At 59.7% G+C, this 20,902-nt stretch carries 19 protein-coding genes; 5 read left to right on the top strand and 14 right to left on the bottom strand.

The genetic code is table 11. The features are described from left to right. Positions 1-30: 30 nt before the first annotated feature. From ABH912_RS26415 to ABH912_RS26405, 3 genes are all read right to left on the bottom strand, one after another. Positions 31-1,383, bottom strand: coding sequence for a Fic family protein (locus tag ABH912_RS26415; protein ID WP_429511974.1), 1,353 nt, complete (start codon positions 1,381-1,383; stop codon positions 31-33). 96 nt (positions 1,384-1,479) lie between these two features. After that, the gene (locus ABH912_RS26410) at positions 1,480-4,545 is read right to left on the bottom strand and encodes an efflux RND transporter permease subunit (protein ID WP_033056321.1); all 3,066 of its coding nucleotides are present in this window, start codon (positions 4,543-4,545) and stop codon (positions 1,480-1,482) included. A gap of 6 nt (positions 4,546-4,551) precedes the next feature. Further along, on the bottom strand, positions 4,552-5,652 hold the full coding sequence (locus ABH912_RS26405) for an efflux RND transporter periplasmic adaptor subunit (RefSeq protein ID WP_429511973.1): 1,101 nt from the start codon (positions 5,650-5,652) through the stop codon (positions 4,552-4,554). A gap of 93 nt (positions 5,653-5,745) precedes the next feature. Here ABH912_RS26405 and ABH912_RS26400 point away from each other — a divergent pair, with 93 nt between their 5' ends. Next, positions 5,746-6,390 carry a TetR/AcrR family transcriptional regulator gene (locus ABH912_RS26400; RefSeq protein ID WP_033056324.1) on the top strand — a complete coding sequence of 215 codons (645 nt, stop codon included), beginning with the start codon at positions 5,746-5,748 and terminating at the stop codon, positions 6,388-6,390. Between the two features lie 118 nt (positions 6,391-6,508). Here the strand turns inward: ABH912_RS26400 and ABH912_RS26395 are convergent, their stop codons facing one another. Next, positions 6,509-7,291, bottom strand: a complete 783-nt coding sequence (locus ABH912_RS26395; RefSeq protein ID WP_033056325.1) for a class I SAM-dependent methyltransferase — start codon at positions 7,289-7,291, stop codon at positions 6,509-6,511. Between the two features lie 93 nt (positions 7,292-7,384). Between ABH912_RS26395 and ABH912_RS26390 the strand changes: the two genes are divergently transcribed. Continuing rightward, positions 7,385-8,005, top strand: coding sequence for an energy transducer TonB (locus ABH912_RS26390; RefSeq protein ID WP_429511972.1), 621 nt, complete (start codon positions 7,385-7,387; stop codon positions 8,003-8,005). A 13-nt stretch (positions 8,006-8,018) separates the two neighbouring features. Here the strand turns inward: ABH912_RS26390 and ABH912_RS26385 are convergent, their stop codons facing one another. The 6 genes from ABH912_RS26385 to ppc form a co-directional block, all read right to left on the bottom strand. Further along, the gene (locus ABH912_RS26385; protein WP_033056328.1) at positions 8,019-8,840 is read right to left on the bottom strand and encodes an isocitrate lyase/PEP mutase family protein; all 822 of its coding nucleotides are present in this window, start codon (positions 8,838-8,840) and stop codon (positions 8,019-8,021) included. A 33-nt stretch (positions 8,841-8,873) separates the two neighbouring features. Next, positions 8,874-9,734 carry a DUF72 domain-containing protein gene (locus tag ABH912_RS26380; RefSeq protein ID WP_429511971.1) on the bottom strand — a complete coding sequence of 287 codons (861 nt, stop codon included), beginning with the start codon at positions 9,732-9,734 and terminating at the stop codon, positions 8,874-8,876. After that, a complete protein-coding gene (locus ABH912_RS26375; protein WP_033056332.1) occupies positions 9,734-10,045 on the bottom strand; it encodes a hypothetical protein in 312 nt (103 codons plus the stop codon). Before ABH912_RS26375 ends, ABH912_RS26380 begins: the two co-directional genes overlap by 1 nt. Before the next feature lie 278 nt (positions 10,046-10,323). After that, on the bottom strand, positions 10,324-10,998 hold the full coding sequence (gene tsaB / locus ABH912_RS26370) for a tRNA (adenosine(37)-N6)-threonylcarbamoyltransferase complex dimerization subunit type 1 TsaB (RefSeq protein WP_033056334.1): 675 nt from the start codon (positions 10,996-10,998) through the stop codon (positions 10,324-10,326). A 93-nt stretch (positions 10,999-11,091) separates the two neighbouring features. After that, a complete protein-coding gene (adk, locus tag ABH912_RS26365) occupies positions 11,092-11,739 on the bottom strand; it encodes an adenylate kinase (protein ID WP_008156862.1) in 648 nt (215 codons plus the stop codon). A 289-nt stretch (positions 11,740-12,028) separates the two neighbouring features. Then, positions 12,029-14,659: a phosphoenolpyruvate carboxylase gene (gene ppc / locus ABH912_RS26360; RefSeq protein ID WP_033056336.1), complete on the bottom strand. Its 2,631-nt coding sequence runs from the start codon at positions 14,657-14,659 to the stop codon at positions 12,029-12,031. A 964-nt stretch (positions 14,660-15,623) separates the two neighbouring features. Here ppc and ABH912_RS26355 point away from each other — a divergent pair. From ABH912_RS26355 to ABH912_RS26345, 3 genes are all read left to right on the top strand, one after another. Beyond that, complete coding sequence (locus ABH912_RS26355) at positions 15,624-15,968, top strand: pilin assembly protein (protein ID WP_429513166.1); 345 nt, start codon at positions 15,624-15,626, stop codon at positions 15,966-15,968. A gap of 273 nt (positions 15,969-16,241) precedes the next feature. After that, positions 16,242-16,655, top strand: a complete 414-nt coding sequence (locus ABH912_RS26350; protein WP_033056340.1) for a DUF4398 domain-containing protein — start codon at positions 16,242-16,244, stop codon at positions 16,653-16,655. Between the two features lie 48 nt (positions 16,656-16,703). Then, positions 16,704-17,492 carry an OmpA family protein gene (locus ABH912_RS26345; protein WP_033056342.1) on the top strand — a complete coding sequence of 263 codons (789 nt, stop codon included), beginning with the start codon at positions 16,704-16,706 and terminating at the stop codon, positions 17,490-17,492. 71 nt (positions 17,493-17,563) lie between these two features. On the opposite strand, the gene ABH912_RS26340 is transcribed toward ABH912_RS26345, so the two are convergent. The 4 genes from ABH912_RS26340 to ABH912_RS26325 all read right to left on the bottom strand — a co-directional run bounded on the left by ABH912_RS26340 (position 17,564) and on the right by ABH912_RS26325 (position 20,821). Next, on the bottom strand, positions 17,564-17,893 hold the full coding sequence (locus ABH912_RS26340) for a hypothetical protein (protein WP_033056344.1): 330 nt from the start codon (positions 17,891-17,893) through the stop codon (positions 17,564-17,566). Next, positions 17,890-18,804: an alpha/beta hydrolase gene (locus ABH912_RS26335; protein WP_033056346.1), complete on the bottom strand. Its 915-nt coding sequence runs from the start codon at positions 18,802-18,804 to the stop codon at positions 17,890-17,892. The genes ABH912_RS26340 and ABH912_RS26335 overlap by 4 nt, the downstream gene beginning before the upstream one ends. A 147-nt stretch (positions 18,805-18,951) precedes the next feature. After that, on the bottom strand, positions 18,952-20,202 hold the full coding sequence (locus ABH912_RS26330) for a flavohemoglobin expression-modulating QEGLA motif protein (RefSeq protein ID WP_177338882.1): 1,251 nt from the start codon (positions 20,200-20,202) through the stop codon (positions 18,952-18,954). A 64-nt stretch (positions 20,203-20,266) separates the two neighbouring features. Beyond that, complete coding sequence (locus tag ABH912_RS26325) at positions 20,267-20,821, bottom strand: hypothetical protein (RefSeq protein WP_046053313.1); 555 nt, start codon at positions 20,819-20,821, stop codon at positions 20,267-20,269. Positions 20,822-20,902 lie beyond the last annotated feature (81 nt).

Genomic DNA, 20,902 nt, shown 5'->3' with positions numbered 1-20,902 from the left:
TGACCGTTCCCACGCTCTGCGGGGGAATGGTCAGAACGGAGTTGTGTTTTGAGCCCGCAGAAAGAACACCCACTCGCGTCCCATCTTCCTTTTCTCAAACACCTCCAATTCGACCAGCCCATTCAACGTGGCCGAAGCGGTATTGTAAGAACAGTCCAGATTCTCCTTCACATTGACCGCCGTAAACTCCTTGGCCATACCGCTCTTGGCCGCTTGGAATACGGCTCGCTGCTTCTCGGTCAATCGGTCAAAAAAACCGGACGCCAACAACCAGCGATCAAAGGTTTCGGCATACGCCAGACTTTTCCGATATGCCTCGGTGAAACCGCTGACAGCCCGCAGGATGACCGAACACTGGAAATCGATGAAATAAGTCAGGTCGAGGTCATCAGCCTCAGTGTTCAGATACGACCGCCCGTATTTCACCGGCGCACTGCGCAGCAAAATGCTGATCGCAATGTAGCGAAAGGCTGAGAAGTCATTCTTGAACATGAACCAATAAAACAGTGCCCGCGCGACCCGGCCGTTGCCATCGCGGAACGGATGCTCATAGCCCAGGGCAAAATGCAGTGCGATGCCTTTGATCAGTGGATGAAGGTAATCCGCTTGATCGGGATCGTTGTGGGGCTGGTTGATCCACGTCGACAGTACCCGCAATCGTGACACCAGTCCTGCTGCGGGCGGCGGTGTATGCACGGTGTTGCCCTCGCCGTCCTGCACCACCACATCATCGTTGCCCCTGAACGCCCCCGGCGAATACTGCGCGTCATCAATGCCCTCGACACCCACCCGGTGCATGGCTGAAATCAGTTCGACACTCAGGGCGTCATAACGCTTTTCCCAGGCGAAATTCATCATCTTGTAGTTGCCGATCACCATTCGCTCATCCGGCGTGCGCGGCAGGCGATTGCGTTTGAGCATGTCCTTGGCCACGCGCGTGGTGGTCGCCGCGCCTTCGAGCTGGCTGCTGCTGATGGCTTCGTCTTCGATCAAATCGTTGAGCAGATAGCTGAAGTGCGCATGCTCACCAATCTGACTGGTCATGTACTCCAGCGCGGCCGTTGTGGCTCGTCGATCGACGGCGGAAACAGCTTTCTGCGCCAACGGCGTGAGCACGAAGTTGCCCCATTGAAGCGGCTCGCCTAGCGGCAAAAGACTTGAGTACTGCGCAGTCCGGGCTTTCTTCACCAGCGCCCAGCACAGATTCGAATCCAGCCCCGGAGCCCAGCGGTAGCGCAACTCATCGAAAGGCAGATAACGTCCCTGATCGTCCAGCGGCTTGAGCAAGGCGAGGTAATCCGAGAGGCGTTCCTTGTGGGGCGACTTCCCCAACAGGTCGAATACCGGGTCGGTCCGTCCCCTCAAAATCGGTGGCTTTTTCATTATTACTGTCTCAAAAACTCGTAAAACTGAGTCTTGAGTACAGCATTCAGACCCCTATGACTCAATATCAGAGGGATCTGAAATACATGTAGGACGTCAGGCCGGGTCCTTTTTTATCCTGAACCACGCCGCATACAGCGCCGGCAAAAACAGCAACGTCAACGCCGTCGCCACAATCAACCCGCCCATGATCGCCACCGCCATCGGCCCGAAAAACACGCTCCGCGACAGCGGAATCATCGCCAGCACCGCCGCGAGTGCAGTCAACACAATCGGCCGGAAACGCCGCACCGTGGCTTCAATAATCGCCTGCCAAGGCTTGAGCCCGGAGGCAATGTCCTGCTCGATCTGGTCCACCAGAATCACCGAGTTACGCATGATCATCCCGGACAGCGCGATGGTACCGAGCATGGCGACGAAACCGAACGGCTGACGGAACACCATCAGGAACAAGGTCACACCGATCAAACCCAAAGGCGCCGTCAGAAACACCATTACCGTGCGTGAGAAACTGCGCAGTTGCAGCATCAGCAATGTCAGCACCACCACGATAAAAAGCGGCACACCGGCCTTCACCGAATTCTGCCCGCGAGCCGAGTCTTCCACCGTGCCACCGACCTCCAGCAAATACCCGTCCGGCAGTTCGGCGCGAATCGGATCGAGGGTCGGCATGATCTGCTTCACCAGCGTCGCCGGTTGTTCCTTGCCGTAGATGTCGGCGCGCACTGTCACGTTCGGCAAGCGGTTGCGGTGCCAGATGATGCCTTCTTCAAAGCCGTATTCCAGGGTCGCGATTTGCGACAGCGCCACGCTGCGACCGTTATCAGTCGGCACCGCCAGGCTTGGCAGCAATGACAGCTCAGTGCGTTCGTGCAACGTGCCGCGCAACAGAATCTCGATCAATTCGTTGTCTTCACGGTACTGGCTGACGCTGGAACCGGTCAGAGAGCTTTGCAGGAACTTCGACAGGTTCGCGGTGCTCACGCCAAGCGCCCGGGCGCGGTCCTGATCGACGTTCAGATAAACGACTTTGCTCGGTTCTTCCCAATCCAGATGGACGTTGACCACATGCGGATTCTCGCGAACCTTGGCCGCCACTTTTCGGGCCAGTGCGCGGACTTCCTCTATGTGCTCACCGGTGACCCGGAACTGCATCGGATAGCCAACCGGTGGCCCGTTCTCCAGACGTGTCACCCGCGCGCGCAGGGCCGGGAATTGTTCCTTGAGGGCTTCGATCAGCCAGGTGCGCAGGACTTCGCGCTCCTCGATGGTTTTGGCCAGGACGACAAACTGGGCGAAGCTTGCTGCAGGAAGTTGTTGATCGAGCGGCAGGTAAAAACGTGGCGAACCGGTGCCCACATAAGCGACATAGTTATCGATACCAGCGTGATCCTTGAGCAGTGCTTCGAGGCGTTTGACCTCATCGCGGGTGTGGCTCAATGAGGCCCCTTCCGCCAGTTTCAGATCGACCATCAACTCCAGACGACCCGATGCCGGGAAGAACTGTTGCGGTACAAAGCGAAACAGCACGATGGAGCCGATGAACAGCACCACGGTCAGCACGATGACGGTTTTACGCCAGCGCACGCACCATTCCACCAAGCGTCTGACACGCTGATAGAACGGAGTGCCGTATGGGTCCGGCTGACCTGTGCCATGTTTAGCTGCATGAATCTTCGCCAGATCCGGCAGGAGTTTTTCCCCCAGATAAGGCACAAACACAACGGCGGCCACCCACGAGGCCAGCAACGCGATGGTCACCACCTGGAAGATCGAACGGGTGTATTCGCCCGTACCCGATTGCGCCGTGGCAATCGGCAGGAAGCCGGCGGCGGTGATCAGCGTACCGGTGAGCATCGGGAAGGCGGTGCTGGTCCAGGCGTAACTGGCCGCCTTGATCCGGTCGAAGCCCTGCTCCATTTTGATCGCCATCATTTCCACGGCGATGATCGCGTCGTCCACCAACAAACCCAGCGCCAGCACCAATGCCCCGAGGGAAATCTTGTGCAGGCCGATGCCCAGGTAATACATGCAGGCGAAGGTCATCGCCAATACCAAAGGAATCGCCAGCGCGACCACCATGCCGGTGCGCACGCCGAGGGAGAAGAAGCTCACCAGCAAGACGATGGCCAGTGCTTCCACCAGCACCTGAACAAACTCACCGACACTGCTTTTCACGGCGGCGGGCTGGTCGGAGACCTTGCGCAGCTGCATACCGGCAGGCAGGTTTTTCTGGATCCGGTCGAACTCGATTTCCAAGGCCTTGCCCAGCACCAGAATGTCGCCACCGTCCTTCATGGCCACGGCCAGTCCAATGGCGTTTTCCGCCATGAAGCGCATGCTCGGCGCTGGCGGATCGTTGAACCCCCGGCGCACATCCGCCACATCGGCGATGCGGAAGGTGCGATCACCAACGCGGATCGGGAAGTTCTTGATCTCTTCGACCGTCTGAAAATTCCCCGAGACGCGTAGCTGCAATCGCTCACTGGTGGTCTCGAAGAACCCGGCGGTGGACACCGCGTTCTGCTCTTCAAGGGCTTGCTGCACCGCCGCCAACGGTAGGCCGAGGGTGGCGAGTTTGACGTTGGAGAGTTCGATCCAGATCTTCTCGTCCTGTAACCCGAGCAGATCGACCTTGCCCACATCCTTGACCCGTTGCAGCTGAATCTGCACGCGATCGGCGTAGTCCTTGAGCACCGCGTAATCAAAGCCTTCGCCCGTCAGCGCGTAGATATTGCCAAACGTTGTGCCGAACTCATCATTGAAGAATGGCCCCTGGATGCCCGGTGGCAGGGTCTGACGAATGTCACCGATCTTCTTGCGAACCTGATACCAGAGGTCCGGGATTTCCACCGAGTGCATGGAATCACGGGCGACGAACGTCACCTGGGATTCGCCCGGACGGGAGAACGAAACGATGCGTTCGTACTCGCCGGTTTCCATCAGTTTCTTTTCAATACGCTCAGTGACCTGACGCGACACTTCCTGAGCCGTGGCCCCCGGCCAGTTGGTCCGAATCACCATGGCCTTGAAGGTGAACGGCGGGTCTTCACTTTGGCCGAGTTTGGTGTAGGACAGTGCGCCGACAATGGCCAGCAAGAGCATCAGGAACAGTACGATCTGGCGATTACGCAGCGCCCATTCGGAAAGATTGAAACCCATCGGGGATTACTCCTTGTCCGCCAGATTGACCACGCGGTTGGAGCGATCCACCGGGCGCACTTGCTGCCCTTCAAGCAGCACATGGACGCCAGCGGCCACCACCCAATCGCTGGCATTCAGGCCTTCGAGCACGGGTACGGTTTTCTCGCCGAAGGCTCCGACCCGGACCGGGGTTTTCTTCAGGGTGTTGTTGGCGTTGACGACCCAGACGTAGGTCGCGCCGTTTTCTGCGGTCAGCGCGGAAAGCGGCACCGACAGCGGCACCACATCGGAGGTCTGGACGAACACCCGGGCGCTCTGACCGAGTTCAGCGGGGACCTTGCCGCCAGTGAACGCGATGCGGGCGGCAAAGGTGCGCGATTTTGGATCGGCAGCGGGCGACAGCTCACGGATGCGCCCGGCAAAACGTTGGTCGGGTTGGGTCCAGAGTTCCACCGACACTGGCTGACCGACCTTGAAGCGGCCAAAGCTCTGCTCCGGCAAGCTGATCAACACTTCGCGCTCGCCATCGGTGGCGAGGGTAAATACGGTTTGCCCCGCCGCTACCACTTGCCCGACTTCAACCGCGCGTTTAGCCACAACACCATCCTGAGGTGCACGCAGTACGGCGTAACTGGCCTGATTGGTCGAAACGTTGAATTCGGCTTTGATTTGCTTGAGGCGTGCTTCACCGGATCGGTAAAGGTTTTCGGAGTTGTCGAACTGCGAACGGCTGACCATCTGACGGTCCATCAGGGTCTTGTAGCGATCACGCTCGGCGCGCACCAGGTTCAGGTTGGCCTCGGCAGCGGCGACCTGGGCACGGGTGGCTTCCAGTTGCAGGCGCACGTCTTGAGGATCGAGCTCCGCCAGAGGTTGGTCGGCCTTGACCCGCTGCCCCTCTTCGACCAGTCGTCGACTGACTTTGCCGCCAATGCGAAACGCCAGGTCTGGCTCAAAGCGAGCGCGGACTTCACCGGGAAAGCTCTCCATCGCCTGGGCCGAGGGCTCTGGCTGCACGACCATGGCCGGGCGAACGGTGACTTGGGGCGCCTCTTCGTGACCACACGCAGACAATAAAAACGCCAGACTGACTGGCAACGCGAGGGGCAAGGCATAGCGGAACATGGTGAAGGACCTTTCGCTAATGGTGCTTGGAATAATTATACTGAGCAGTATGTTATTAATAGCAAACTCACCAGTCCAGTATTAAAAGCGCATATGCCTAACAATCTTTCAGTACCTAACGGCCCGGGCCGTCCCAAGGATCTGGCCAAGCGCCAGGCGATCCTCGATGCGGCGAAAATTCTGTTTCTGAGCAAGGGTTATGCGAATACCAGCATGGACGCCGTCGCGGCCGAGGCCGGCGTGTCGAAGCTGACGGTCTACAGCCACTTCAACGACAAAGAGACGCTGTTCTCCGCCGCCGTGATGGCCAAGTGCGAAGAGCAGTTGCCGACGCTGTTTTTCGAATTGCCGGACGGCACTGCCGTAGAAACGGTGCTGTTGAACATCGCGCGCGGCTTTCATCAGCTGATCAATAGCGACGAATCGGTCAACTTGCATCGGCTGATGATGACGCTGGGCAGCCAGGACCCGAAACTCTCGCTGATCTTCTTCGAGGCCGGGCCTGAGCGCATGCTGCAGGGCATGGAACGGTTGCTGAGCAAGGTTGATCAGAGCGGTGCGTTGAGCATCGACAAGCCACGCAATGCGGCCGAGCATTTTTTCTGCCTGCTCAAGGGGGCGGGGAATTTCAGGCTGCTTTATGGCTGTGGCGAGCCGCTGACCGGGGATGCGGCCGAGAGCCATGTGCAGGAAGTGGTGGGGTTGTTTATGCGGGCCTACAGGCCTGAGACAGCCTGATAAGGTTTGGTTGCCTGGTCTGCCCCCTTCGCGAGCAAGCCCGCTCCCACATTGGATCTATGCACCACCATAGATCCCCTGTGGGAGCGGGCTTGCTCGCGAAGGGCGCGCCTCGGTATCAGGGCTTGAGCGCCTTCTTCGGGTAAATGTCATACCGGCTGGATTTACCGTCCAGCGCATGACTCGGTTTCGGCCCTTCGATGCATGGCGCCTTGCGCGGGCGCTTGACCACCACCCGGTGGCTGGCCAACGCCAACGCCGCTTCGAGCAGTGCAGGCGCATCCGGGTCATCGCCTACCAGCGGCCGGAACAGGCGCATTTCCTTCTTCACCAAGGCCGTCTTCTCACGATGGGGAAACATCGGGTCGAGGTAGATCACCTGCGGCGGCTCGCCTTCCCAATTGCGCATCACCTCGATCGAATTGCCCTTGAGCAAGCGCATCCGCGCCACGATCGGCGCCACGTCAAAGTCTTCCGCACCGCGCGCCAGGCCATCTTCAAGCAACGCGCCAATCAGCGGCTGACGCTCAATCAGGCTCATCTCGCAGCCCAGGCTCGCCAGCACGAACGCATCCTTGCCCAGCCCCGCCGTGGCATCCAGCACGCGCGGACGCACGCCTTGGGCAACCCCGACAGCCTTGGCGATCATCTGACCGCTACCACCGCCGTACAAGCGACGATGGGCCGCACCGCCCTCGACAAAGTCCACCCGCACCGGCCCCGGTGCGTCCGGGCCCAGTTGCTGCAGCTGCAAACCCTGGTCACCGACCTGCAAGGCAAACTCACCGTCATCCACCTGCATCGGCAAACCCAGGCGCTCGGCCCATTGTTCGGCCTGTGGCTGAAAAGTCGCGGCCAAGGCCTCGACATGGATGCGGCAGGCCGCAGGTTGCTCAATCATGGGAAAACACGCTCAAAAAATTAATGATCGGCAAAAACGGCCGATAACAAAACTATCGAGCATTTTGCCAGAGCTGAGCGTCGACCGAGAGAAATGTCAGACATTCAACGCACATCGATAGACTACATCTCGCCCCACGGCGATTTTGGCCTACGAAACTCCCAAGCACTGAGCAGCGTCAGTCACCTGTGGCAGGATTTCTTTGCCCAGGCCCTGGCCGATCAGTCGGGCGATGTCGTACCGGCTTCTCTCAACTTTCCACCGGTCGATCTTGATAGCCCAGTCGAACCCACCGTTGGCAGCGAACTGCTGGCGCACATCATTTCCCAGCGCGAATGCGATGTGAAAGAAACCGAGGTCCGCCCGCCCGAGCCGCTGTTCCTGCCGATTGCCGAGTTCGAAATGGACCTGGCCGACAAACCTTTCCCACCGTTCCCGGCACAAGAAATCGTCGCTCAACAGAAACAACAAGACTTCGAAAGCCGCTGGGTCCGCCCGATCGTGCTCACGGCCGGTCAACCGCTGCCAGTGCCTGGCGCCGCACCGCAACCGCGTCCGCTGCACCTGCCGATCGCCGAATTCGAACTCGATCTGCTGGACAAGCCATTCCCGCCGTTCTCGCCCGAAGAGCTGGTGGAGCAACAGAAACAACTCGACTTCGATAACGGCTGGGCTCGCCCGATCGTCCTGCAAAACCTGCGCATAGCCGCTTGAACCTCTGCGATCGTCAGCCTTTGAACAATTGATTGGCCTGGGCGTACGGCATGGATCGCGATGTGAATCCGAAGGTGCCCGACGTCTTGATCTCTTCAGCAGCGCGGAAGAACTCACCGTACGCTGCCAAGGCCAGCGCCGAACCGACGCTGATACGTTTGACGCCCATTTCGCTCAACTGCTCGACCGTCAATTTCAGTCCGCCAGACATCAACACATTGACCGGTTTCGGCGCCACGGCGCGGACCACCGCCAATACGTCTTCAGCACTGCGCAGACCCGGCGCATAAAGTACGTCGGCACCCGCCTCGGCAAACGCCTGCAAGCGGCGAATGGTATCGGCGAGATCAGGATTGCCGTGTAGAAAGTTCTCCGCTCGCGCGGTCAACATGAAGGGAAACGGCAAGCTACGAGCCGCTGCCACCGCAGCCTTGATCCGCGCGACGGCATGCTCGAAGCAGTAGATCGGCGCTTCTTCACGGCCCGTGGCATCTTCGATTGAACCGCCGACCGCGCCGGCCTCTGCCGCACGCAAAATACTCTGTGCGCATTCGGCTGGATCGTCAGCGAAGCCGTTTTCCAGGTCGACGGCGACGGGCAGATCAGTGGCCGCGACAATCGCCCGAACGTTTGCCAGGGTGTCGTCCAGCGTCAGCGCGCCATCGGGGCGGGCGTTGGAAAAGGCGTATCCGGCACTGGTGGTCGCCAGCGCTTCGAAACCAAGGCTGGCGAGCATTTTCGCCGAGCCGGCGTCCCATGGGTTGGGAATGACAAAAGCCCCCGCGCGTTCGTGCAGTGCTTTAAACGCTTGGGCTCGAAGGGTTTGCGCATCCATTGGCAGGCTCCTGAAAAGGGCAAGGAATCCGCTTCAGAGCAGGCCAAGTTGCTCGGCAGCGGGCTCTCTGTATAGCTCAGGCAGCGGCGGCAGGCCAGGTAAACGCAGCATCAGTTTTGCGTGAAAACGTTGCGCCAGTTTGGCGGCCAGTAAATTGTCGGCGGTGTGCAGGAAGATATAGGGCGTACGCCCCTCTTCGATCCACACGGCGATTTTCTCGACCCACGGCACCAGGAACGGGTCGTTGGCCTCAAGTTGCGGATGGCCGATGAAGCGCACCTGCGGACATTGCGTGAAGGCGGCCGGACGGGGCGGCACCCTGGGCTTTTTCGATTGGGCGTGAAGTACAGAAGGATCGGTCGATGTGCAGCTGAACAGCGCGCGGGGATCGAGGCAGATCCGCTCGACACCGCGATCCAGCAGCAGACGATTAAGCATTCGCTCGGCATCGCCCTTGGCGAAGAACTCGTCATGCCGCACTTCAACCGCCAGAGGCCGGTCAACGGCATCAATAAATCCGGCAAGCTCCGACAGCCGCTGCGGCGTGAAACTTTTGGACAGCTGCAGCCACAGCGGTGAAGCCCGTTCGCCGAGGGGGCTGAGCAATTGCAGGAAGGTTTCGGCCGCGGTCAATTGTTCGCGCAGGTCACCGCCGTGGCTGATGTCACCGGGGAACTTGGCAGTGAAGCGAAAGTGTTCGGGCATGGTTTCGGCCCAACGCTGCACAGTGGTCGCAGCCGGGCTCGCGTAGAAGGTCGTATTGCCTTCCACGGCGTTGAATACTTGGGAATAGAGACTCAGAAATTCGGCGGGTTTGGCGTCCAGCGGATACAGGTAGTCGCGCCAGGCGTTTTCACTCCAGGACGGACAGCCCAGGTAGTAAGGCAGCCGCATCAGATGTAAAGATCGAGGCCCAGCACATCCGAATCCCAATCGACAAAACCGGCGGTGCTCAGGTAGCTGGCCAGGGCCTTCGCGACACTGCTGCTCATGGCACGGTGATAAAGCATGTCTTGTTGACGGGCGGGGAGATTGCTCAAGCGTTGCGCAGAGGCTTTGGCAGCGCGGGCGGCCAGTTGCTCTTCGGATGGAATTTCCAGCTCGCCATCGATATCGATATCGACGTAGTCATCCTCCGCCACAGGACCTTTGCGAGGCTTGCGTTTGATGGGGTAGGACTGGGAGGGAACGCCGTCTATACGCATGAGTACATGTCCGGGATCAATGATGGCAGTTTAGTGGCGCATAGTCCGCTTCGCAAACCGCCGAGTGATAACTAGAACACAGAAAATGGAAAAGGTTTAAAAGCCGGGGATATAAAACGACGATTGGCTGACTTGGAATACTCATTGTGGCGAGGGAGCTTGCTCCCGTCCGGCTGCGAAGCAGTCGTAAAATCAGGCTGCGCGGTGTACCTGCCTACAATTGGGGCCGCTTCGCAGCCCAGCGGGAGCAAGCTCCCTCGCCACAAAAGCAATGCGGATCAACGTGCTTTTGGGGTGGCGACTTTATCGCGCAAGTACACCGGTTGAGCCTCATCTGCCACGATCGCCTCACCACGCGCCCAGGCAAAACGCGCCAGGGTCAGCAAGTCCTCGGCGTGAGGCAGCATGCCCGCATCCTGCCCGGTCAGGCTGACGGCGATTCGCTCGGCATAACCCCACCCAGTGCCGGCGCCAAACCACTCACCGCTGGCGTCAGCCGGCAACGCGGCCACTTCCGGCGCAAGCACTGCTTCGTTGCCGACCAGCCGCATCTCCCCCGCCGTTTCGCGGTAGCAACCCCAATACACTTCGTCCATGCGCGCATCGATGGCGGCCGCGACCTGGCTCACGCCATGTTCGCGATAGGCCCGCTGCGCCAGCACGGCCAGGTTCGACACCGGCAACACCGGGCGATCCAGCGCAAACGCCAGCCCCTGCACCACGCCGATGGCGATCCGCACGCCGGTGAAGGCACCCGGACCACGTCCGAACGCGATGGCATCGACGGCTTGCAACGTGGTCCCGGCATCCGCCAGCAGTTGCTGAATCATCGGCAGCAACTTCTGCGCATGCAGGCGCGGGATCACCTCGTAATGACTCGTGACTTTGCCGTCATGCAGCAAGGCAACGGAGCAAGCTTCAGTCGCGGTGTCCAGGGCCAGCAAGGTGCTCATCGATGTTTCCGTAAGAGAGGTCAGAAAAAGTGCGCCAGTATAAACAACTACGGCCCGCAAGCGGGCCGTAGAAGATGAAGCGATTCAGACTTTTCAGCTCAGTGCTTCAAGCACCTTGCCGGTGATCACTTCAACCGAGCCAACACCTTCGACGTGGCTGTACTTCGGTTTGCCTTGAGCGGCGGACAGCTCCTGGTAAAACTTCACCAGAGGCTCAGTCTGGGCGTGGTAGACCGACAGGCGATGACGCACGGTTTCTTCAGTGTCGTCTTTGCGCTGCACCAGTTCGTCGCCGGTGATGTCGTCTTTACCGGCAATTTTTGGCGGGTTGTAGACGATGTGGTACACGCGGCCGCTGGCCTCGTGAACACGACGGCCAGCGATACGCTGAACGATGTCTTCGTCTTTAACGTCGATTTCCAGCACGTGATCCAGCTCCACGCCGGCTTTCACCAGGGCTTCAGCCTGAGGAATGGTGCGCGGAAAACCGTCGAACAGGAAACCGTTGGCGCAATCGGCTTGGCTGATGCGCTCCTTGACCAGGTTGATGATCAGGTCATCGGAAACCAGACCACCGCTGTCCATGACGCTCTTGGCGATCAGGCCCAGCTCGGTGCCGGCCTTGACCGCGGCACGCAGCATGTCGCCGGTGGAGATTTGCGGGATACCGAATTTTTCGGTGATGAACTTAGCCTGAGTACCTTTACCGGCCCCGGGAGCTCCCAGCAGAATGACGCGCATCGATGTGCTCCTCAATTTTTTATATAAATAACGTCAGATTCGCCTCGTGGGGCCAATCTCAAAAAAAGGGTCGTGACCGCCCAAACGGTCAAAGGCTGATCAAGATACACAGCAGGCCCGGAGCACACAAGCCGCCGAAAGTCGGAGAAACCCGCGCCTGATGTGGCCTTTCGTCGGGGTAACCCTAGTCGCAACCCCATCACTAACTGTCGCCTGGCAGCACTTTTCAACCCCTCGCCCACAGGCAACTCGACGCTCACGCCGAGTGCCTTGCCCCACGACGAAAACCTTAGCCGGTATTACGCAAACCGGCGGCAATCCCCGCCACAGACACCAGCAGCGCCTGTTCTACCGGGCTGCCCTGCGCCACTTCCTGTTGTCGCGAACGCGCCAACAACTCAGCCTGCAATAGATGAAGAGGGTCGAGGTAAGTGTTGCGCAAGCGGATGAATTCAAGCGTGGCTGGGCTATGTGCCAGTAGCTGAGACTGACCGGTCAGCCCCAGGACCACCGAGCAGGCCTGCGACAATAGGTCGCGTAAATGCGCACCCAAAGGGAGCAGATCCGGCTCGACCAAACGCTCATCGTAGGACCGGGCGATATCGGCATCGGCCTTGGCCAACACCATTTCCAGCATATCGATGCGCGTGCGGAAGAACGGCCACTGCTCGCGCATCTGCCCCAGCAGCTCGCCTTCGCCGCGCTCCAGCGCCTTGCTCAACGCAGCTTCCCAGCCGAGCCACGCCGGCAACATCAGACGCGTCTGGGTCCAGCCGAAGATCCACGGGATCGCCCGCAGGCTTTCAATCCCGCCAGCGCGACGCTTGGCCGGGCGACTGCCCAACGGCAAGCGTCCCAGTTCCTGTTCAGGGGTGGACTGACGGAAATACTCAACGAACTGCGGGTTTTCCCGCACCACGGCGCGATAAGCACTGACACCGTCAGCCGCCAATTCGTCCATCAGATTGCGCCAGGCCGGCTCTGGTGGCGGCGGCGGCAACAAGGTCGCTTCCAATACCGCTGCCAGGTACAGGTTGAGGTTCTGCTCGGCGATGTCCGGCAGGCCAAATTTGAAACGAATCATTTCCCCCTGCTCGGTGGTACGGAAACGCCCCGCCACCGAACCCGGTGGCTGCGACAGAATCGCTGCGTGCGCCGGACCGCCGCCGCGCCCCACGGTGCCACCACGACCGTGGAACAACAGCAGTTCTACTTGTTGCTCGCGACAGATGTCGACCAAGCGCTCCTGCGCCCGATACTGCGCCCAGGCCGCCGCCGTCGTGCCGGCGTCCTTGGCCGAGTCGGAGTAGCCGATCATCACTTCCTGCGGCCCTTGCAGGCGCGAGCGATAACCGGGCAGCAGCAACAGTTTTTCGATTACCGGGCCGGCGTTGTCGAGGTCGGCAAGGGTTTCGAACAGCGGCACCACGCGCATCGGCCGCAACACGCCAGACTCTTTGAGCAGCAGTTGCACGGCCAGCACGTCGGAAGCGGCGCCAGCCATGGAGATCACATACGAACCGAGCGAAGCACCCGGCGCGGCAGCGACTTCCCGGCAGGTCGCCAGCACTTCAGCGGTGTCCGCCGATGGCTTGAAGTACGCAGGCAGCAACGGCCGGCGGTTGTTCAGTTCGCGCATCAGGAAGGCGATGCGCTCTTCCTCGCTCCAGTCCTCGTAGCGGCCCAGGCCCAGGTAATCGGTGATTTCGGTCATGGCCGCGGTATGTCGCGTCGAGTCCTGACGCACATCGAGCCGCACCAGGAACAACCCAAACGTCACCGCCCGGCGCAGGCAATCGAGCAGCGGCCCATCGGCGATCACGCCCATGCCGCACTCATGCAGCGAGTGGTAGCACAGCTCCAGCGGATCGAGCAGTTCGCGGTTGTTTTGCAACACATCGGCGGGTGCCGGCGTGGTCGTCGTCAAGGCGGCGTGAGCCCAGTTACGCGTCGCGCGCAGGCGTTCACGCAGCTGTTTAAGCACCGCACGGTAAGGTTCGGCGCTGTCCCCGGCCTTGGCCTTCAAGTCGTCGCTGGCCTGCTGCATCGACAACTCGGCCGCCAGGTGATCGACATCGCGCAGGTACAAGTCCGCGGCCATCCAGCGCGCCAGCAGCAAGACTTCACGGGTTACGGCAGCGGTCACGTTGGGGTTGCCGTCCCGGTCGCCGCCCATCCACGAGGCAAAGCGAATCGGCGCTGCCTCCAGTGGGAGGTGCAGGCCAGTGGCGTCATGCAGGGCTTTATCAGCCTTGCGCAAATAGTTGGGGATCGCCTGCCACAGCGAATGCTCGATCACCGCGAAGCCCCACTTGGCTTCGTCCACTGGGGTTGGGCGGGTGCGGCGGATTTCTTCGGTGTGCCAGGCTTCGGCGATCAGGCGCTGCAACTTCGTGTGGATCTGCTCGCGTTCGGCAGTGGTCAGGTCGCGATGGTCCTGGGCGGCCAGTTGTGCGGCAATCGCGTCGTATTTCTGGATCAGTGTACGGCGCGCGACTTCGGTCGGGTGCGCGGTGAGGACCAGTTCGATCTCCAGCCGCCCCAGTTGGCGGGCCAGGGATTCGGCGCTGTGGCCCTCAGCGCTGAGCCGAGCGAGCAGTTCCGGCAGTACTCGCGCTTCGAACGGTGCAGGCTGCGACTCTTCGCGACGGTGAATCAGCTGATATTGCTCGGCGATATTGGCCAGGTTGAGGAACTGGTTGAACGCCCGCGCCACCGGCAGCAACTCTTCTTCGCTCAATTGGTTGAGGCTGGCGCTCAGTTCAGCGTCCATCGAACCGCGACGGTCGGCCTTGGCGCCCTTGCGGATCTGCTCGATCTTGTCGAGAAATCCGTCCCCGTACTGTTCACGAATGGTGTTGCCCAACAGCTCACCCAACAGGTGAACATCTTCGCGCAAGCGTGCATCAATATCGGTCATCAGCAGTTCTCCAGCGAAAATCCGGGTGACTTGGTGTCCATGCTCTTGAGTTAGAGAGTGCCGTTGTAAAGCGGTTCTTACAAGCGGACGACTGAGGGAATGCTGTTCGCCTGAGAAAGTTTTTGTGATTGGGGATTGGGGTTGGTGGGGGACATATCCGTTTCTGCGGTGATGGCGGCTGGCGGTTTCGCTCTTACAGCGAGTCACTTGGAAAAGCCCCAAGTAACCAAGGGCTCTTGCCCCGCCATTCGGTGCCTCGCCTAGGCTCGGCATGCCCTCACTCCGGCATTGCTCCGGGGGCCCGCCGCCATCGGCCATCCATGGCCGGGGGCGGCTACCGCGGCATCCTTGCCGCGGTGCCCCCTGCGCAACGCCTGCGTTCGGCCTCTGGGAAAGGGGCGGCAGATCTGAAGCCAAAGCAAAGCAACAGCAACGGCAAGATCAAAAGATCGCAGCCTCGCTTCGCTCGACAGCTCCTACAGGGGGGAGGGGGTGTACGCACGCTTCTCACCACTCAACAGGCCGAGCGTTAGCTCGCCTGCCGCTTTTGATCTTGATGCACCGCCGCCTCGAGAGGCCGAGTGGAGGTTCTGCGCAGTGGGCAACCCGGCATGGATGCCGGGTTAGCCGCCCCCGGCCATGGATGGCCGATGGCGGCGGGCCCACGGAGCAGGACCGGAGCGAGGGCATGCCGAGCCTAGGCGAGGCACCGAACGAAAGTGGCAAAAGCGCTTTGGTTACTTTCGCGCTTTTCGAAAGTGACTCGCTGTAAAAGCGAAACCGTAATCAGCCATCACCGCAGAAACGGATATACACCCAATCCCCCCAACGGCATTAGACGACGAAGGGACTTTAAACCTTGGGCGTTAAAGCTAGTCTGAAGAGTAAGCCTTACAACGGCTGCCGCCGGCGATTGCCGGACACTGACACTGCCTGCCACGAGCAGGTGCGCATTGAGGTCACTATGAAAATCCGCGAGCTTGCCCATCACTGGGAAGAAAACGCCAAGGGTCGCCTGACCGACACCGGATACTCGATTCATCTGGATGTGGAAGCCGCCGCACGACTGGCGGCCATTATCGATATGTACCCCAAACGGCAGCCCGAAGAACTGCTCGGCGAACTGATCGGCGCCGCCCTGGAAGAGCTCGAAAAAAGCTTCCCGTACGTGAAGGGCTCAACCGTCGTGGCCACCGACGAAGAAGGTGATCCGCTGTACGAAGACATCGGTCCGACTCCACGTTTTCTCGCATTGTCCCGTCGTCATTTGCACGACTTGTCGGCCGTCGACGACAAACAGAAACACTGATTACCGCACTTCTTTCCCCCTCCCAAAATGCGTATTCCTGGCCCCTACAGGGCCGGGAACACTGCTGCTCGCGATAAGAATTCCCGGCTTAGAGACTTGTCCGCTCGGTCAAAGTATTTCGGGCAATGGGCCATATTCTCTGAACTTTCGAAAAACCTCTCGGGTCACACCCATTAACCACGCCTGGGACGGCCGTTTTGAAACACCCCCGGAAATTGAAGGTTGCGGCTCCTTGCCCAGGATGGATTTTTAAGTTTTTCAGGAGTTTTTCCAATGGAGTTGAAGACCATGAAGACCCGAACTGCCAAATCCTCGTTCCCCCCTCTGCGTAGCCTGAAACTGGCTGCACTGGCCATCGGCAGCAGCTTCGTTCTGGCCGGTTGTGCCGGTAACCCGCCAAGCGAGCAATTCGCCGTGACGGAATCGGCGGTCAACAGCGCCGTCAGTGCCGGCGGTACCGAGTTTGCGGCGGTGGAAATGAAATCCGCCCAGGACAAGCTCAAACAAGCCGAAATCGCCCTGCACGACAAGAAGTATGCCGAAGCCAAAGTCCTGGCCGAACAGGCCGAGTGGGACGCTCGCGTGGCTGAGCGCAAGGCCCAGGCTATCAAGGCTGAACAGGCTGTGAAGGACTCTCAGAAAGGTGTTCAAGAACTGCGTCAGGAAAGCCAGCGCACCGTGCAATAAGCGGCCGGCAAGACGTACTTCTTACTCGATTAAAAGGACGAAACCACCATGCGTAAACAATTGATGATCCCTGCCCTGCTGGCCGCGAGCGTTGCACTGGCTGCCTGCTCCACGCCGCCCAACGCGAACCTGGAACAGGCTCGCACCAACTACACCGGCCTGCAAACCAACCCGCAAGCCAGCAAGGTCGCGGCGCTGGAAACCAAAGAAGCCAGCGATTACCTGGACAAGGCCGACAAGGCTTACCAGGACAAAGAGGACCAGGCCAAGGTCGATCAACTGGCTTACCTGACCAATCAACGTGTTGAAGTGGCGAAGCAGACCATCGCCCTGCGCAACGCCGAAGCCAATCTGAAAAATGCTTCCGCGCAGCGTGCCCAGGCTCGTCTGGATGCTCGCGACGCGCAGATCAAGCAATTGCAGGACAGCCTGAACGCCAAGCAGACCGATCGAGGTACCTTGGTGACGTTCGGTGATGTGTTGTTTGCCACTGACAGGGCTGATCTGAAGTCCAGCGGTCTGGTGAATATCAACAAACTGGCGCAATTCCTCTCGGAAAACCCTGATCGCAAAGCGATCGTCGAGGGTTACACCGACAGCACAGGCACCGCGAACCACAACCAGTCGCTGTCCGAGCGTCGTGCCGGTTCCGTGCGCATGGCGCTGGTGAAAATGGGCGTTGATCCAGCGCGTATCGTGGCGCAGGGTTACGGCAAGGAATACCCGGTGGCCGAGAACGACAGCGTCTCCGGTCGTGCGATGAACCGTCGGGTGGAAGTGACCATTTCCAATGACAACCAGCCGGTGATCCCGCGTTCGGCGGTCAGCTCGAACTAAGTATCGTCTGCTGAAACACAAAAGCCCCGCCTGAGTCGATCAGGCGGGGCTTTTGTTTTTAAGATCGGGCGCTACGGTTGCAGCTTCTGCGGGGTTTCCTCACCCATGCAGCGCACGGCTTTTTTCTTGTTGTTGACCAACACACCGCTCAGGCCTTTCTGCTCGGTGTCGAACATCACCAGCACGCCATCGATGCATTGCGCGACTTGCGGGGCCGGCTCCAGCGAGACTTTGTAGTCTTCGCCCGGCACCGTCTTGAGCATGGTGAAGTCGCTGAGCAGCAGCGCATCTTCGGGTTTGGCGAAGTGCAGGTAGCCGTAGAACCACAGGGCTCCGACAGTGCCGAGGATGCTGCAGATACCGGTGATGATCAGCGGGATGGCGTTACGTTCTTCACTCATTGCGGACTCTCTGGTGGTTCATCTTCAGAATTTTTCGGCGCCGGGTAATTCGGGACTTCACCCAGGCGGCGCAGACCGTTGAAATGCTGCGGGTCATCGAGAAAACGCAGCATGACTTTGCGCCAGACCGGATCGGCGAACGTCTGCACATGACCGCCACGGGTCAGTTGCAGCACCCGCGGCGGCGGCGCAGCTTGATACAGACGGATGCCGTTGGAAAGGGGCACGATCGGATCGTCGATGCTGTGATAGATCAGTTTCGGCATGCCATTGAGCTGAGCCATGGAATGGATCGCGCTGTCGCCGTCCGGCACCAGCCAGGACAGCGGCACCTGAAACATCCAGGTCAGCCAGGAATGGCTCAGGGCAAATTGACCGATACTGCGGTAACTGGCGGGCACGCCGTCGAGGACAATGGCCTTGAGTTGTTTCTGGCGTTCGGGGTGCTGAACCAGATAGTGCACGGCCATCGAACCACCTAGGCTTTGGCCCAGGAGAATCAGCGGCTTGCCTTTGACCTCCGGCGCCTGATCGAGCCATTTGAACGCGGCGTCGATGTCCTGATAGATCTCTGGCAGCGTCGGCTCCCCCTCGGACAGACCGTAGCCGCGATAGTCCAGCAACAGCACTTGATACCCTTCTTTCGGTAACCACCAGCTCCCCCCAAGGTGCATGGGCAGGTTGCCGCCGTTACCGTGCAAATGCAGCACCGTGCCTTTGACCTCGACACCTTGTTTGGCCGGCAACCACCAGCCGTGCAGCTTGAGGCCGTCGGCGGTGGTCAGGGTGACGTCGCGGTACTCGAGTTTGGCTTTTTCCGGGGTAAACAGCTGACCGGGCTCGGGGTAGAACAGCAGCGAGCTGCAGCCGCCGAGTGTCAGGAGCAGGCAAACAATGCCGAGGAATCTCATCCGTTGAAACCTCGCAAAAATGGATTGAAATAAAGATCCCTGTAGGAGTGAGCCTGCTCGCGATGGCGGTGTGTCAGTCAACATCAATGTTGAATGTTGAACCGCAATCGCGAGCAGGCTCACTCCTACAGGGGAATTTCGTGATCGTTAGAGGATGTTCGAGTAATCCGCTTCGATCCGGTCCAGGCTCAGGTGATTGAGGAAGTTGGAGAAGCACATCCACGCCGACAGCGCGTTCAGGTCACGGAACTGATCCGGCAGATACTTGGGTGGCACCACCAGCCCTTCATCCACCAACTGGCGCAAGGTGCGCATGTCTTCCAGCGTGGTCTTGCCGCAAAACAGCAGCGGTATCTGCTCAAGCTTGCCTTTACGCACGGCCAACTGAATGTAGTTGTAAACCATGATAAAGCCCTTGAGGTAAGACAAGTCTTTGGTAAATGGCAGACCTGTCGGCACCGAGCCACGGAAAACCCGACTGGCGTTGCCGTAGCTTTCCGCCATTTCAAAACCTTGCTCGCGGAAGAACTCGAAGATCTGCAGGAAGTCCGCGCCCTCCTCCACCATGTGAATGGCGCGGGTGCGGTTGGTCAGTTTGCGCAGACGACTCGGGTACGAGGCGAACGTGATGATTTCCATCAGGATCGCCAGGCCTTCCTGAGTCACTGTCGACGACGGCGGACCTTTGGAGAGGAAGGTGCAGATCGGCTGGTTCAGACCATTGAGCGTGGTGCCCACATGCACCAGCCCTTCGTGGACTTCCAGAGCGCGCACGTCACGGTCGTTGAACATCGCGTCGGCGCGAATCTTGATGTAGTCGGCGCCAGCCGCGGCATCGGCGACGATCCCGTCGGACTCAAATACGCGAATGGTTTCCTCGGCCTCGCCGAATACCTTGTTCAAGCGGGTTTGCAGCAGGTGGACGGCTTCCTTGGCGGTGAGGATTTTCGGTTCGTCCTTCAGGTCGCCACGGCCATCGATGTTGTTCAGGTAATCGGAAAGCATCAGGCCCAGGTCGGAAAGGGTCGGATCGCCGGCGTGGAACGCGTCGGAAGCGGCACCGTAAAGCTCTTGTGAAATCAGCCCGAAATCCTCGGTGCCGCGCGCTTCGAGCATGCGCACCACCATGCGGTATTCCTTGCACATGCGGCGCATGATCTGGCCGACCGGGTTGAACTGTCCGAGCTGACGGGTGATGTCGCGTTCGATGTTCTGGAATTCCAGCTTCACCTTGCTGGAGTCGAACGCCAGTGGCCGGTTCAGGTAGTAATCGCGGTCCACCGCCGGCATTTCCTTGCCCTTGGCCTTGAGGAAACCTTTGCGGATGTTGTCGTCCCACTTGACGGCATCGAGGACGCGAATCGGCGTCTGCGCCAGCACAATGCGATCGGACAACATGCGTATCGTCTGCTGGTAATCGTCCACCCGAAACTCCTGTAGAAAAACCGTTTACGTGCTGGGTTTATTTGGCTTTGGCCTGGCGCTGATAGCGCACGGCCTCGACGAACACATCGGAATTGGCCGGGTCGTCAAGGTAGGCGAAGACCTGGTCCAGATTGTTGTTGATCAACACGCCGTCGCCGTCGTCGGTCTGGAAGCCTTCGCCGCTGAGGACTTTTTGCCTCAGGGCCTGGTTGATCTGCTCGAGGTCGAGGTTATAGACCACCAGTTCATGCTTATCGGTGAGTTCAAAACCCAAGAGCGTGAAATGCCCACCGAATTGCGCCGGCACCTTGGCCGACAGGTACCAGCGACTGCCATGGCGGGTCACCGTGAAGGGATAGGCTTCGCGCTCCTTGGGTTTGGCCTTGAAGTAGCTGACGGCCTGATAGTGATTGTCGCCGAGGCGTGTCAGCTCCAGATTCAGCGGCTCGCCCCAGGCGTTGGTGCTGGTCCATTTGCCGAGCAACCCTTTAGGCGCGGGCTCACTCGAGGGCAGCGGCTCCTTGAAGGTCACCAGACAGCCACTGAGCAGCAGGAACGACAAGGCGATCACAACGACACGCCAGGCTTTCATTCAACACTCCCTTTGAATACACGCGAACCTCATGTGAACACCGCCCCCTGTAGGAGCGAGGCTTGCCCGCGAAGGCGGTTT

Origin of the sequence: Pseudomonas sp. BT76 TE3572, from assembly GCF_050435365.1 — a bacterium.
GTDB classification, from domain to species: Bacteria; Pseudomonadota; Gammaproteobacteria; order Pseudomonadales; family Pseudomonadaceae; genus Aquipseudomonas; species Aquipseudomonas fluorescens_W.
The sequence above is the reverse complement of the archived record's forward strand: the minus strand, read 5'-3'. Positions and strand labels throughout refer to the sequence as shown.